Annotated in this window: 10 protein-coding genes and 2 pseudogenes; 6 read left to right on the top strand and 6 right to left on the bottom strand. The window is 65.0% G+C overall.

What is annotated here, in order from left to right; all coding sequences use genetic code 11:
• Positions 1 to 38: 38 nt before the first annotated feature.
• The 6 genes from ACSJJT_RS05775 to hemG all read right to left on the bottom strand — a co-directional run bounded on the left by ACSJJT_RS05775 (position 39) and on the right by hemG (position 7,909).
• A complete protein-coding gene (locus tag ACSJJT_RS05775) occupies positions 39 to 731 on the bottom strand; it encodes a response regulator transcription factor (RefSeq protein ID WP_435917680.1) in 693 nt (230 codons plus the stop codon).
• 2 nt (positions 732 to 733) lie between these two features.
• Positions 734 to 1,807, bottom strand: a complete 1,074-nt coding sequence (locus ACSJJT_RS05770; protein ID WP_435917412.1) for a type 1 glutamine amidotransferase family protein — start codon at positions 1,805 to 1,807, stop codon at positions 734 to 736.
• Positions 1,808 to 1,870: 63 nt separating this feature from the next.
• The gene (locus ACSJJT_RS05765; RefSeq protein ID WP_445439686.1) at positions 1,871 to 2,347 is read right to left on the bottom strand and encodes a low molecular weight protein-tyrosine-phosphatase; all 477 of its coding nucleotides are present in this window, start codon (positions 2,345 to 2,347) and stop codon (positions 1,871 to 1,873) included.
• A 628-nt stretch (positions 2,348 to 2,975) separates the two neighbouring features.
• The gene (locus tag ACSJJT_RS05760; RefSeq protein ID WP_435917411.1) at positions 2,976 to 5,093 is read right to left on the bottom strand and encodes a bifunctional metallophosphatase/5'-nucleotidase; all 2,118 of its coding nucleotides are present in this window, start codon (positions 5,091 to 5,093) and stop codon (positions 2,976 to 2,978) included.
• 165 nt (positions 5,094 to 5,258) lie between these two features.
• Positions 5,259 to 6,560 (bottom strand): TIGR04053 family radical SAM/SPASM domain-containing protein, encoded by a 1,302-nt coding sequence (locus ACSJJT_RS05755; protein ID WP_435917410.1) that lies wholly within the window; start codon positions 6,558 to 6,560, stop codon positions 5,259 to 5,261.
• Entirely contained in the window at positions 6,557 to 7,909 is a 1,353-nt protein-coding gene (hemG, locus tag ACSJJT_RS05750) for a protoporphyrinogen oxidase (protein WP_435917676.1), read from the bottom strand. The genes ACSJJT_RS05755 and hemG overlap by 4 nt, the downstream gene beginning before the upstream one ends.
• Before the next feature lie 299 nt (positions 7,910 to 8,208).
• Here hemG and ACSJJT_RS05745 point away from each other — a divergent pair, with 299 nt between their 5' ends.
• From ACSJJT_RS05745 to ACSJJT_RS05720, 6 genes and pseudogenes are all read left to right on the top strand, one after another.
• Positions 8,209 to 9,264: a thiamine pyrophosphate-dependent dehydrogenase E1 component subunit alpha gene (locus ACSJJT_RS05745; RefSeq protein WP_435917674.1), complete on the top strand. Its 1,056-nt coding sequence runs from the start codon at positions 8,209 to 8,211 to the stop codon at positions 9,262 to 9,264.
• Positions 9,264 to 10,259: an alpha-ketoacid dehydrogenase subunit beta gene (locus tag ACSJJT_RS05740; protein WP_435917409.1), complete on the top strand. Its 996-nt coding sequence runs from the start codon at positions 9,264 to 9,266 to the stop codon at positions 10,257 to 10,259. Before ACSJJT_RS05745 ends, ACSJJT_RS05740 begins: the two co-directional genes overlap by 1 nt.
• A gap of 51 nt (positions 10,260 to 10,310) precedes the next feature.
• Positions 10,311 to 11,720, top strand: coding sequence for a dihydrolipoamide acetyltransferase family protein (locus tag ACSJJT_RS05735; protein WP_435917673.1), 1,410 nt, complete (start codon positions 10,311 to 10,313; stop codon positions 11,718 to 11,720).
• A gap of 84 nt (positions 11,721 to 11,804) precedes the next feature.
• Positions 11,805 to 12,653: pseudogene (locus ACSJJT_RS05730) on the top strand (ABC transporter permease); the annotation flags it as partial.
• Positions 12,650 to 13,228: pseudogene (locus tag ACSJJT_RS05725) on the top strand (hypothetical protein); the annotation flags it as partial. The pseudogenes ACSJJT_RS05730 and ACSJJT_RS05725, both read left to right, overlap by 4 nt.
• Before the next feature lie 115 nt (positions 13,229 to 13,343).
• Positions 13,344 to 14,336, top strand: coding sequence for an IS481 family transposase (locus ACSJJT_RS05720; protein WP_435916977.1), 993 nt, complete (start codon positions 13,344 to 13,346; stop codon positions 14,334 to 14,336).

Genomic DNA, 14,336 nt, shown 5'->3' with positions numbered 1-14,336 from the left:
TGGACGCCAATCCAGCAGCCTCCGCCACCACCGACGGATCACGAATTCGCTTCCCGCAACACGTACCCGACGCCGCGCACGGTGTGGATGAGACGCGGCTCACCATCGTGCTCGGTCTTGCGGCGCAGATAGCCGATGTACACCTCGAGGGAGTTGGCGGTCGTCGGGAAGTCGAATCCCCACACCTCGTGCAGCAGCCACGAGCGTTCCAGAACCTTCTCCGGGTTCTGGAGGAAGACGGTGAGCAGGGCGAACTCGGTGCGCGTCAAGCTGATGCGGCGACCGCCGCGGGCGACCTCGCGAGTCCCTGGGTCCAGGGTGAGGTCGGCGAAGGACAGCTGCTCGGGAGGTTCAGCGGTTTCCGGCTCGGGGCGGGAACGGCGAGTCAGGGCCCGTAGACGGGCCAGCAGCTCGTCCAGGGCGAAGGGCTTGACCATGTAGTCATCAGCACCGGCATCCAGGCCATCAACACGGTCGTCAACGGCGTCGCGGGCGGTGAGGATGAGGATCGGGACGTCGTTGCCGTTGCTGCGCAGCATCCGGGTGGCCTCGAGACCGTCGAGGCGCGGCATCATGACGTCCATGATGACGGCGTCAGGGTGGCTGCCGGACAGGTGTGCAAGGGCCTCGACACCGTCACCAGCACTGTCGACCTCGTAGCCGCTGTACTGCAGGGATCGAGCGAGGGATTCCCGCACCGCGCGGTCGTCATCAACGACGAGAATGTGCATGCTCATGGCTTGACGTCCTCCGCCGTCGGCTGTGAGGCGGGGGTCTGCTCGGGTACTGACTCGGGGGCCTGGGTGGTGCCTGCGGATGCAGGTGCGTCCTCGGGGATGGCGGAGTCCTCGGAAGTCCTGGTCTCGTCATCAACAGACGTTGACGTCCGCGCGCGATGTCTCTTCTCGGCACGCTGCCGGGCCGCCTTCTCGCGTTCTTCCTTGTCGTGGGCGGCGCGGGTCGCCGCGGCCACCTTTGCCAGACCCTCGAAGCGGGGCTTGTGGGGAGCCGGAGTCGTTTCCGGGGGGACGGGGCGCTGGGAGCGGACGAGAACTCCGTTGACCTCGCGGGTGAACCATCGAACCAAGCCACGTCCCATCACCTTGGTGTGGCCGGTCGAGGCGTCGATGCGCAGGCAGGTGGCCTCGTCGACGGCAACGGCGTTGGGGAGCAGGCCGGACTCGACGCCCGAGATGATGAGGCCATCGCCGGACAGGGTGTCGTTGTGGGTGGATATGGTCAGGCTGACCAAGCCGAGGCCCTCCATGACGGTGACGTCGTCGAAGCCCTCAGCACCTGCCTGCTGGCCGACCTGGCGTCCCTGCAACTTCCAGCCCCCTGCCAGAGCGGTGACGCACGGGGCCATCGCACCGGCCGAGAAGCCCAGCCACGGAGCACCGCCGCGCACCAGCGTCGAGAGCTGCTCGGCGGCTGGTGCAAGACCGTTGATGTAACTGGGGACGGCGCCTCCGCCGACGATGATGCCGGCAACGGTGTCGAGATTGTCGGGGAGCTGGAAGGACTCGTCCTCGGCCCACACCGGGGTGGTCGGATCGCCCATCGTCGGAGCGGTACCCGGGCCATCGAGGTGGATGGTGAGGATGTTCGCGTCGACCCACCGGGAGGTGACGATGTGCGTCAGTTCGGCGGCCTCGGCGGCGGACTCGGCGGCGGACTCGGAGGCCGGACCGGTCACGACTACCGCAATCGGAGCGTCAGCATTGTGATGGCGGGCTTGGGAGACGAACTCGTCGTAGACCTCCACCAGTGAGTCGTCGTATCCTCCGCCGACCAAGAACAAACTCATGGGGACAGCCTATAGTGCAGCGTCGATGGGTCTGTGGCGACCAGCGCGATGGCGGAGAACTGATCAGACCAGTGAGCGCACCTCGTCAACGATTCCAGGCATTGCGGCCTCAATGGCATCGAGGGTGTTCTCGAACCCGTCGGTCGAACCGTACCAGGGATCCGGCAGGGAGGTGCCGGGGCTGCAGTCGGGGTCGTAGTCGCGGATGAGACGGAGGTTGTCAGCGTCGGGGACCATCTGCTTCATCATCTGGACGTGGCGCGGCTCGGCGGCGATGACGAGGTCGGCGGACATGATCTCGGACTCGTTGATCTGGTGAGCGCAGTGGCCCGAGCAGGGGTAGCCGTGGGACTTCAGGACGGACCGGGCCCGCGAGTCCATCGGACCGCCGTGCTCCTCATCGCTGACACCTGCGCTGGTGATGCGGGCGGCCAAGGCCTCGTCGGCAAAGACCTTCTTGGCAACGAATTCGGCCATCGGAGAACGACAGATGTTTCCCCAGCACACGAAGATGACGGAGGGTGTGTTCTGGTTGCTCACAGGGGTTCCTTCCATGATCGGTGGGTCCAGTCTGCCTGGTGCGGGGAGGAGTCTGCGGGGGTTTGTACTCGCGGCGAACCAGGAAATGCCAGGACATGCCTCGATTCGATGGTGTGAACGCTAGCAGCGCCATTCCTGGCAGCTCCGTGATGCTGAGCGGAGTAGGTCATATCAGCCAAATCTGCCAAAAATCGTCCCTCATGTGGTGATGGCAACGTCACCATCCTCAATTCTTGGCAGATTTGGCCGATCAGCGGGAGGTATCGGCTCTTCTTGTCTCGAATGCCAGACCAACACGTGAACCTGCAATGTCCTCGAACCATGAATTCCTGAGTGAGGTGCATCTCAACCCCGTCTTTCGAGGGTTGAACCAGTCCGCCAGAACCAGCTCACCGCGATGGTGGTCTTCGCCTTCCTGCCGACGGTGGAGACCGTCGACCGGGTACTCGTGTTGGAACACGGCCAGATCCAGGAGGACGGATCCCCGGCCGAACTCGAGGCCCAGGGCGGACGCTACGCCGAGCTCCACGAGGTCTGGCAGGAGTCGCGAAGCGGGAACACACAGCAACCCCGGCCCGGGATCTCTCCCAGACCGGGGTTGCTCAGTGCGAGGTTGTGTCGATCCGTGTCAGACGCCAGTGCTCGGCAGGCCCGGCTTGCCGGTGCTGGGGGCGTCACCGGATCCGGGCGTTCCCGAGTTGACGTCGTGGCCCGAGGTGCCAGGCTGACCCGGCTTCGGGGCCGGGATCACAGCGCCACCAGGCTGATCGCCGGACGGTACTGACAGCTTGGCGGCGAAGCGCACCGTGGTGCCGGAATCCGGGAAGGTGAAGACGATGGTGGCCTCACCGCTGACCAGGCCTTTGGCGGTCGGCACCTTGACGGTCACGGAGGACGAGCCGTCCTTGACTGGGACGGTGGCGACGTCGACGGTCTTGTCACCCTGAACGATCTGAGCCCTCATCGTCTTGTTGACGACGGAGCCCTTCGAGGTGAAGTCGACGGTGTCGGGGGCAACTGCCTTGTCAGCCGGCTTGCCAATGGTGAAGGTGGCATCCTTGGACATGCCCTCCTTGAGGGAGGTCGTCAGGGAGACGGCACGCTTGGCGAAGTCAGGTTTGAGGGTCTTCTGAGCCTTGATCCAGTCAACCCAGGCGGACAGGTCGATCTTTCCGGTGTCGACCGGCTTGGATCCCTTGGCGAGTTCGGTGAAGTTGTCACCACCGGCGATGAGGAAGGAACCGGAACCCACGGTGTAGGTGCCTTGGGGATCGATCGGCTTGCCGTTGATCCAGACGGAGGTGATGCGGTCACCTTCGTTGCGGGACTCGTCGTAGGTGTAGGTGACGTTCTTCGAGACGCCGAGCTGCAGGTACGGACGCGACGGGACCTCGCCCTTGCCATCACGCTGCCACTGCTGCTCCAGCGTCTTCTTGAACTGGGCGCCGGTGATCTTGGTGGTCATCAGCGTGTTCGCGAAGGGGAGCACCTGGGCGGCCTGCTTGTAGGTGATGTCCTTCTCGAGCAGGGAGGCGCGGGTTCCACCGGGGTTCTGCAGACCGATGAAGTTGGGGTCGTCCTTGCCGAGGGTGTCCTTGAACATGTCAGCGACCATATTGGTCATCGTCGATTCGCGGTCACGGACGTTGGCGCCGAACGTCTGGTCGGTCTCGTTCGACGGGGTGGTGATCGGAGCGGTCTCGTGCCCGATGACGGTGGCGCCTACCTGATCCGACTTGGCCTTGGCGTCCTCGTAAATTGAGGTGATCTTGGCGATGGTCGGGTCATCTGCTGGGGCCTTGGCCGGATCGATGAGCGAGGCATCGGTTGAGCAGAGCTTCTTCTGCTCGGAGTCCCAGGCCACCTTCACCTTGGCCAGGTGAGCGCCGTAGGAACCGGCCTGCAGCAGTGGGGCGCCGGCCTTGTCCTTCCACGAGTACACCTGGTGGGTGTGGCCGTTGAAGACCAGGTCGACGTCGGAGGAGGTGTCGGCGTAGATCGGGGCGAAGTTACCGCCCTGGCTGGCCGGATCGGCGGAACCGTCAGCAGCGCCCTCGTGGTACTCGGCGACGACGACGTCAGCCAGGCCCTCGCTCTTGAGACGCTTGGCCTCGGCGTTGACGGCCTTGACCGGGTCACCGATGGTGAGGTTGGAGATGCCGGCGGGGGAGACCAAGGAGGGGAGGTCATGAGTGACGGCTCCGACGATGCCGATACGGACACCATCCTTGACGATGACGGTCGACGCCTTGAGGGGAGCGGCAACCTTCTTGGTGCCCTTCTCGTAGACGTTGGCACCCAGGTAGGGGCTCTCGGTGTGCGGCATGATGCGCTCGGCGAGATCCTTCCAGCCCTTGTCGAACTCGTGGTTGCCGACGGCGTTGGCCTCGACGCCCGCAGCGTTCAGCATGGCGATGGTCGGCTCGTCGTTGAGGGAGCCGGACTCGAAGGTCGAGCCACCGACGTTGTCTCCGGCGCTCAGCAACAGAACCTTGTCAGCTCCGTTGGCATTGCGCGCCTCAACGACGGGGGTGAAGAGGTTAGCACCCGTGGCGATGCGACCGTGGAAGTCGTTGAAGTTGAAGATGTCGACGTTCTTGTCGCCGTTGCATGATGCGACCGGCGCGGCCGGGGCGCCACTTGCGCTCGGTGCGGCAGAGGCCGGGTTGGCAATGAAGCTGCCACTCATCCCGACCACACACAGCACCGACAGGCTGGTAATTCGGGCCCTGCGTCGGTGATTCATAGGTTCTCCCTGGGGTTCGTCCGAATATTCATGTGTACCCAAAGGCATACACGCCTAGCCTCGCCCATTGTTGGCCGGGCTCGCAAGGGGCCTGAGGAACTTCGTCATGAGGAATTCATCTGCCCGATACGTCGCCACGGCGTCTCGCTCATGGACATGTCCTGGTCAGACTCTCGGAAGTCCCTCGACGGGTACCCCCTCCGGCAGCTCTCCGTGGTAGCCCGGCGGCACGTAGGCGCAGGACGGATCGGAGGCCAGATAGTCCCCGGTCATGGCGTAGGCCGTCGAACGAGATCCACCACAGAAGTGGTTGAAGTTGCAGGCTCCGCACTTGCCGGAGAACCCGTTCGGGTTGCGAAGTCCCTGGAACACCGGGGAGGTCCGGTAGATCTCGGGGAAGGGCTTCTCCTTGATCGACCCGCAGTGGATCGGCAGGAATCCCGACGGGTACACGTCGCCGGTGTGGTCGATGAACGCGAATCCGGACCCGGAGTTGATGGCCAGTGGAGTACGCGGGGGGCGTGGGTCCTCGATGACGTCGCCGAGCAGCTCGTTGGTCTCGCGGGTCAGCCACTCGTAGAGCTCGCCGTGGCGAACCGGTCGCTCCTTGCCCTGACGGACAGCCTCGCGCTGGAAGGCGATGCGTCGATACTGAGGCGCCTCGGTCGTCTTGATGGCGATGCGCGTGGAGTTGTCGTGCAGCCAGTACAGGACGTCCTCACGCTCCAGCGGTGACAGCATGTCGAGCTGGGCGCCGCGTCCGGTCGGAACGAGCATGAACGTGTAGAACATGAACGCACCGAGGTCGATGGCGTTCTTGAGCATCTGCGGTGCTTCGTGGATGTTCTTGGCGGTGAACACCGTGTTGAGCTGGAAGCGCATGCCGAGGTCGTTGAGCATGTGGCAGGCCTCGACGGTGCGCTCGAAGGTTCCCGGGAAACCGCGGAAGGCGTCGTGGGTGGCAGGGGAGCCGCCGTCGAGGGACATCGACATCATCGAGACGCCGGCATCCTGCACGGTCTTGACCCGGTCACGCGTGAACAGTGGGGTCACCGAGGGTGAGATTGACACGTGCAGGCCCTTGCTGACGCCGTACTCGATGAGGTCGACGAGGTCGGGACGCTCGAAGCAGTCACCACCGGTGAGGATGAGCATCGGGTAGGGACGCTCGTAGCTCGTCAGCTGGTCGATGAGTTCGTGGCCCTGGGCGTTCGTCAACTGGCCGGGGGCGGCGTGGTGCTGGGCCTCGGCGCGGCAGTGCTGGCAGACCAGGGCGCAGGCGCGGGTGACCTCCCAGATGACGATGAAGGGCTTGTCGTTGAGGTCGTGCTTGATCTCGCGGACGAGCGGGCCGTGGCCGGGATGTCCACCTGGGTGGCCACCGGGATGCCCGGCAGGATGACCCGCGGACGCACCCGGATGTCCGGGCTGCACTGGCCGCTCGGGTTGATCAGTGGTAGTGGTCACTTCTCCTCCTCCTTCGAGGTGATCTGACGGGCAAGACGTCGGCCGGCGACGATGGCGGTGCCGACTCCGGCACCGTCGATCCCGGCCCCGCCGACGTGGAGTCCGGTGTCGTCAAGGACGGTGGCGAGCGTGGCCATGCGCTCCCGGTGGCCAGGGGCTGGCTGCGGCATGGCGCCACGGTGACGCTCGATGACGTGGTCGTGAGGGTGAACACTCAATCCTAGACGCTCCAGTTCAGCCATGGTCATGGTGACGAGGTCGTCGTCGGAGAGGTCGTCGATGGGGGTTCCACCGTGACGCCCCATGGCGATCCGGAGAGTGGGCTCGGAGAGATGCCACTTCGTCGAGAGATTCGTCACCTGGCGTACCAACGGGGACCATTCCGAGCCGATGAACCACGTCTGAGCCGTGGCGATCGGGTGATCCACCTGGTCAGTTCGCACCACGAGCGTGGCAACCGTGGTGCTCTCACACCGGGACAGCAACTCCGAGGCATCGGGGTGTGCGGTGGACAGCAGAGCTGCAGCGACCCTGGCGGGCGTGGCGATGATGACGTCGTCGGCGGCAACTGATCCGATTCCTCGCGGTCCTGTGACGGTGACGACCCATTCATGGCCAACCTGCCGGATTCCCGTGGCACGGGTGTTCGTGTGCACGGTGAGGTCCCCAGCCAGCGCCTCCGGCAGCGTCACCAAACCGCGTTCCCATGTCGCGGTGGCAGGGGTGCGGGGTCCGGAGGGCTGAGGACGATGACGAATGCGCGACCATGTTGCGACCGCATTGCGTTTGAGGGTCCCCGTGACGAGGGACTCACCCTTCCTGACGGTCTGCCTCAAGGCCGGAGCCGCGACCGCGAGGGAGAAGTCGTCGACGTCGGCGGCGTGAATGCCACCCAGCAGGGGATCGACGACGGCTCGGCCGACCTCGTCACCAAATCGTTCCGCGATGAACTGGCCGACGCTGACGTCGTCAGGGTGTGGGCGGGAGGTGAAGGGCTCCAGGCCGGCTCGCAGCAGGCCGATGGGAGAGAGGATCCGCGAGGTGATCGTCGGTAGGAGTTTCGTGGGGCCGACCGGCGTCACTCCGGCCGGCATCTCCACGACCCCGCGTCGGCTCGACAACAAGGTGCCTCCGGGGGCGGGATGACGCGTCGAGTCCGTCAGCCCCAGTTCCGACACCAGATCGGAGACGCCTGGGGCACGCAGCGGTACGGCCTCGGCTCCCATCTCGACCATGTCGGCCCCAAACCGACGGGAACTGACCTGTCCGCCGACACTCGGTCCTGCTTCCAGGACGACGACTCGGCAACCGTGGCTCCGCAGCTGGTGTGCGGCTGCCAGACCGGTCATCCCGGCACCGATGATCGCCACTGTTTTGCTCACCAGTTGAGAGTACGCAAGAGCTTGTGAGGGCCGATGGCCGGGGTCGAAACCGTGGACACAACCTACGGAACGGTAACCTCATACTTGTTGGCTCCCTACGGAACGGTAAGTTCTGTTTGGAACTGGGCTAGTCGGCGTTCAGAATGAAGCACGGAACACTCGACCAGGAGGAAGATGTGACCGAGAACATCAGTGCCGACGAAGGCGATGCGGACCCATTCGTCCCGCCGGCAACACACCATCCCGTCAGTCGTCCGGATCCTGCAATGGTGCGGATCCTCGACGACCAGGGACGCCTCACCCCCCACCCTGATTTCCCCGTCGAGTTGAGCGACGAGGACCTCGTCAAGGCCCTCGAGATGATGGTCATGACCCGGCGTCTCGACGTCGAAGGTACCGCCCTGCAGCGTCACGGAGAGCTCAGCCTGTGGCCCCCGCACATGGGCCAGGAGGCCACCCAGGCGGGTGCGTGGCTGGCGCTGGGTGACGAGGACCAGGTCTTCCCGACCTACCGCGAGCAGGGCCTGGCTCATGCGATGGGGGTCAGCATCGCAGACATCCTCGACTCGTGGAGTGGCAAGGCGCACTGCGCCTGGGACACCGTCGCCACACACTTCAGCGCCTACCCGGTGATGATCGGGTCGGGCACCCTGCACGCCGTCGGGTACGCCATGGGTATTCAGCGCGACGTTGAGTCCGGAAGCGCTCGGGCTGCCGTGTTGGACTTCCACGGTGACGGGGCGATGAGCGAAGGGGACACGAACGAGGCTTACGTGTTCGCGGCCTCGATGAACGCTCCTGTGGTCTTCGTGTGTGTCAACAACCAATGGGCCATCTCGGAGCCGACAACGGTGCAGTCCCCGACGTCCCTGTTCCGCCGCGCGATCGGCTTTGGCATTCCGGCGGTGCAGGTGGACGGGAACGACGTCGTCGCCATGACGGCCGTGCTGCGATCGGCCCTCGACCATGCCCGCAGTGGAAAGGGGCCAGTATTCGTCGAGGCGTGGACCTACCGCATGGGTGCTCACACCACCACCGATGACCCCACCCGCTATCGCACCGCGGAAGAGGAGTCGACGTGGGGTAAGGCCGACCCCATCGTCAGGCTGCAGACCTACCTGCAGGATCGTGGGGTCATCGACCAGGAATGGCTTGACGGTCTGGCTGAGCGCGAAGAGGCCTTCGGGGCCGAGGTTCGCGCCGCTGTCCACGAGAACCCCGCGCCCGTCATGGCCGAGCTCATGTCGGACGTCTACACCGAGCCGACCCCCGACGTCCTGGCCGACGCCGAGGAGATCGCCTCGTGGGAGGAGGACAACTGATGAGCGACAACGGTGCACGTCCACAGGGGGAGACCACCCTGGCCAAGGCCCTCAACGCGAGCCTGGCTGACGCCCTCGCCGCCGATGATCACGTGGTGATCATGGGGGAGGACGTCGGAACCCTGGGCGGCGTCTTCCGCATCACCGACGGCCTCAAGACCCAGTTCGGCGGCCGTCGGGTCATCGACTCCCCGCTGGCGGAGTCGGGCATCGTCGGAACCGCCATCGGCATGGCCATGCGTGGGTACCGTCCCTGCGTCGAGCTGCAGTTCGACGGCTTCAACGCCCCTGCCTTCGACCAGATCGTCTCCCAGCTGGCCAGGTATCGCGCCCGCGTGGGCGGACGGTGGTCCCTGCCGGTGACGATCCGCATCCCGTTCGGCGGTGGTGTCGGCTCTCCGGAACACCATTCGGAGTCCCCGGAGGGGTTCTACGCGAACACCCCAGGCCTCAAGGTGGTCAGCTGCTCGAACCCTGACGACGCCTACTGGATGCTGCGTCAATCCATCGAGAGCCCCGACCCGGTGATCTTCTTCGAGCCGAAGCGTCGCTACTACACCCGCGGCGAGGTCTCCGAGACCCCTGAACTCGGCCTTCACGAGGCGCGTATCGTCCGTACCGGTGCCGACGCCACCCTGCTGTGCTTCGGGCCCCTCGTAGAGACCTGCCTGGACGCTGCCGAGGAAGCTGCCCAGGAGGGACGCCAGCTCGAGGTTGTCGATCTGCGCAGCCTCTCCCCGCTTGACATGCAGACCGTCTATGAGTCGGTGCGGCGCACGACGAGGGCGATTGTCGTCCAGGAGGCACCGCGCACCCAGGGCATTGGCGCGGAGATGGCGGCACGCCTGGGCGAGGAGCTCTACTACGTCATGGAGGCCCCGGTTCTGCGTGTGACCGGGTGGTCGACCCCGTACCCGCCAGCCAAGGCCGAGGGTGAGCACATCCCCGACGTCGACCGAATCCTCGACGCCGTCGACCGCTCCCTGGCCTACTGACCACCGTCCGTCCGACATCGATCACGAGGTATTCACGTGAAGAACTACTGCATGCCCGACCCAGGCGAAGGGCTCACCGAGGGAGAGGTCGTCTCCTGGCGGGTGTCTCCCGGTGACACCGTCAAGATCAACGACGTGCTGTGCGAGGTCGAGACGGCCAAGTCGATCGTCGAACTCCCCAGCCCTTTCGCCGGGACCGTGGCGAAGCTGTGTGCCGAGCCCGGCGAGACGGTGGCTGTGGGAGAGCCACTGGTGACCATTGACGACGGTTCCGACGACCAACCCGAGGAGGAGCCGGAGTTCCTCGTCGGTCACCTGACCGCGGAGTCCGGACGTCGACGCCGTCGTCGCAGGGGAGCCGCGGTGTCGGCTGAAAGGGCACCCGAGAAGCCCCCCCAGACGCCGACCCTCAAGACCGGTCCAGAGACTGATGTCGAGCCCGTTCCCGAACCTGTGCAGCCGACACAGCCCAGGCGCCAGGATCCGCCGCGCATGGACCGCGCCGGGCATGTCCTCGCCAAGCCCCCGGCTCGACGTCTGGCTGCCGACCTCGGCATCGACCTCTCGACGGTGACGGGCACCGGCCCGCAGGGGGCGGTGACGAGGAGCGACGTCAAGGCGGCAGCGGAGGCCGGTCGTCAAGCCGCGCCTGAACCACCTGTCGTCGGTGCCTCTGCTGGCGACGCTGAGTTCGCGACCCTGTCGGTGATGTCTCGTCGTCTCCTCGGCGGTGCCCCGACCGAGCCTGACGGCCACACTCGCAGGGTCCCGGTGCGCGGCGTCCGCAAGGTGACTGCCAAGGCGATGAAGGATTCCCTGGACACCAAGGCCCTCGTGACGGCCTTCCTCACCTGCGACGTCACCCCGACGATGGACCTCGTCGCCCGGCTGCGCGCCGACCGTAAGTTCAAGGGACTGCGCGTCTCCCCGCTGACCGTCTGGTGCAAGGCGGTGTGCCTGGCGATGGGACGCACCCCGGTCGTCAACGCCCGCTGGGACGACGCCGCCGACCAGATCGTCTTCCGCGACCAGATCAACCTCGGCATCGCCGCGGCCACCCCGCGCGGCCTCATGGTGCCCGTGGTGCGCAACGCCCAGGACATGACGATGCTCGAGCTGGCCGAGGAGATCACCCGCATCGTCGCCATCGCCAAGGAGGGCAAGCTCCAGCCCACCGACTACACCGACGGCACCTTCTCGATCACCAATGTTGGGGTGTTTGGCCTTGACGCAGGGACTCCGGTCGTCAACCGCACCGAATCGGCGATCCTCGTTCTCGGGACGATCGCTCGACGTCCGTGGGTCGTCGGGACCGGTGATGACGAGGATGTCGTGCCCAGGTGGGTGACGACGATGAGCCTCGGCTTCGACCATCGCCTCATTGACGGCGAGGAGGGCTCGACCTTCCTCCATGACGTTGCGGAGATTCTCTCGGACCCGGCCTCGGCAATGCTGTACTGATCGACCTTGGCCGCTGGTCGAGGATGCCAGTGCGGTGTTTTCACCGCGGACGAGGTTGTTTTTCGGGCGTGATCGTCTCGCGCCGTGGCGCCGGTTGTGTGCATCGCTGTGGTCGGAATACCGGTCCTTGTCAACGAGAATCTCTTTGCCAACACCGGGTATGGCTCGGTGGCCTTCGCGTGGTCCATGGACATGGCAGAGCCGAGTGGCAACCACACCGCCACGGCCTCGGCCGTGACCATGCGCACCATCTTCTTTTGCATCGTCTTCGTCTCGTGCATCCTGGCTGCCAGCCGTTGGTCCACGGTTCGCTCCGGCGGTTTTACGTGGCGTCGGGTGGTGCCATGTGTGGCCCTGGTCGCCCCACCGCTCATCATCGCTGCCCTGGGGGTCGTCATGCCAGTGCCGTTGTTCCGCGATGCGCCACTGGCCTTCGAGTGTTCGTCACACGAAGACGTACGGGTGTGCGTCATGCCGGCACATCGCAGTCTCGCCTTGTCCTACGCGCAACCCGTTCAGCGCGTCGTGTCCGTCATGCCGCCTACGGCGGTACCGCACGACGTCCTACTTGCTGAGCCTGAATACCACGCACGCAGCAAGCAGTTCGTCATGGATCTCGGACATGCGACCGTATATGATTCTGCGCAACAATTATCGGATATGACGGCTCAGGGTCTGGCTCAGTCTTTTTCCGGTCAAGACGCATGTACTTTCTCTACAGAGATGACACCCCAGCAGATCGAGGCCTTCGACGGCGTTAATTCCGTGGAACGCACCATTCTTCGGCTGGCTGGATTTCAGTATGATGATGCGCCAAGTTCGGAACGAAATGACCTTGACGGCATGGATGTCACCGCATTTCGCCAGTGGTACACGCACCATCGTCAGGCGATCGAGGGGTGTTCGTTGACCTCCAGCGATCTGCACCGATGATGAGCATGGTGACTTTCCTGAAAGGGCGCCATGCCGTAGCCCTTGTTGCCGTGCCGGTTGCGGCCGTTGTCGTGGCCTTTTTCCTGTGGAAGACGCGTCTGTTGGTGGCATCGGGGGACGTGTGGGATCGCCCTGTGACAGGTCTCGAGCTGACCAGTCTGGTCGGTTGCGTCATCATCATGTGGTGCGTCTCGTCGGGCATGGGGTGGGTCGAGAGAGCTTCGATTCGCTCCCGGGCAATTGGGTATGGGTCAATGGGGCTGTGGATATGCCTGTGCGCCGCTGCCCTTCCACTGCTCACGGGGTGGATACTGCGGTCGCTTCCCGTCGAATTAATACCCGATGGTGATTCCGTGTTAGTACCGGAAATGACCGCGCGGTTTCAGCGGACGTGGTCTCCATTCATCGGGCTCTCGGTCACCTGCCTGTTGTGCACCGGTGTCGCATTGTTTGCCACGGGGGTGCTGTCGCGCAAAAGTGGGCCATTGTGCGGCCCTCTTGCCTACCTGATCATGGTCGTCGCGCAGTCAAACACCTTCCTGCGATTTCTTCCCGGCGGCTATCTAGGTGTAACCACCACACAGGTTAGGTACATCGGGCTGGTCAGAGACAGCTCTGGCTGGACACGGGCGAGGGCCTCTGGGTGAAGTGTGTTGCTACCACACAAAGCACGACTCCCAAGAGGCCCTCATGACCCACCGTAATGCCCCGTTGTCCGAAACCGGACGTTTGCGCCTGGCCTGCTGCATCGTCGAGGATGGCTGGCCCCTGCGTCGGGCCGCCGAACGCTTCAACGTCAGCGTCACCACGGCCCAACGCTGGGCACAGCGCTACCGCGCCCACGGGCCGGCCGGAATGCGTGATCACTCCAGCCGACCCCACCACCAGCCCCGACGGGTCTGCCGTCGCACGCAACGACGGGTGGTGGGATTGCGCATCACCCACCAGTGGGGCCCAGCACGCATCGCCTACCACCTACGCCACCAACACCTCAGCGTCTCGACCGTCGGCAAGATCCTGCAACGCTACGGATGCCCACCCCTGACCTGGATCGACAAGGCCACCGGCGCCCGGCTACGCGCCCAACCCACACCCGTCCGCTACGAACACGACACCCCCGGTTCACTGGTCCACCTCGACATCAAGAAGCTGGGCCGGATCCCCGACGGCGGCGGCCACCGCATGGTCGGACGCGCCCAAGGAGTACGCAACCGTGGCCGATCCGCCAGCGGGGGTGGGTATCACTACATCCACAACGCCGTCGACGACCACTCCCGCCTGGCCTACGTCGAGGTCCTCAGCGATGAGCGCAAGGACACCGCCGCCGGGTTGTGGACCAGGGCCCAGGCCTGGTTCGCCAGCCAGGCCATCACCGTCAAGCGGGTCCTGACCGACAACGGCTCCTGCTACCGGTCCAAAGCCTTCAACAAGGCACTCAAAGACACCCACATCACGCACAAGTACACCCGGCCCTACACGCCCAAGACCAACGGCAAGGTCGAGCGGTTCAACAGGACCCTGGTCGCCGAGTGGGCCTACGCACGGCCCTACGCCAGCGAGACCGACCGCCTGGCCGAACTCCCCGGCTGGCTGCACCACTACAATCACCACCGCGGACACACCGCGCTCAAAGGCAAATCACCCGCCGACCGCGTACCTAACCTGTCCGGCGATTACACCTAG

Origin of the sequence: Cutibacterium nasicola (assembly GCF_051303185.1) — a bacterium.
In the GTDB taxonomy this organism is placed as follows: Bacteria; Actinomycetota; Actinomycetes; order Propionibacteriales; family Propionibacteriaceae; genus Cutibacterium.
This window is presented reverse-complemented; position numbering and strand designations above follow the sequence as displayed.

Excerpts from the sequence above, each read along its gene's own strand:
- ACSJJT_RS05770 (WP_435917412.1), bottom strand. The coding sequence starts at position 1,807 with ATGAGTTTGTTCTTGGTCGGCGGAGGATACGACGACTCACTGGTGGAG.
- ACSJJT_RS05775 (WP_435917680.1), bottom strand. The coding sequence starts at position 731 with ATGCACATTCTCGTCGTTGATGACGACCGCGCGGTGCGGGAATCCCTC.
- ACSJJT_RS05735 (WP_435917673.1), top strand. The coding sequence starts at position 10,311 with ATGCCCGACCCAGGCGAAGGGCTCACCGAGGGAGAGGTCGTCTCCTGG.
- ACSJJT_RS05745 (WP_435917674.1), top strand. The coding sequence starts at position 8,209 with ATGGTGCGGATCCTCGACGACCAGGGACGCCTCACCCCCCACCCTGAT.
- hemG (WP_435917676.1), bottom strand. The coding sequence starts at position 7,909 with ATGACCGGTCTGGCAGCCGCACACCAGCTGCGGAGCCACGGTTGCCGA.
- ACSJJT_RS05740 (WP_435917409.1), top strand. The coding sequence starts at position 9,264 with ATGAGCGACAACGGTGCACGTCCACAGGGGGAGACCACCCTGGCCAAG.
- ACSJJT_RS05720 (WP_435916977.1), top strand. The coding sequence starts at position 13,344 with ATGACCCACCGTAATGCCCCGTTGTCCGAAACCGGACGTTTGCGCCTG.
- ACSJJT_RS05760 (WP_435917411.1), bottom strand. The coding sequence starts at position 5,093 with ATGAATCACCGACGCAGGGCCCGAATTACCAGCCTGTCGGTGCTGTGT.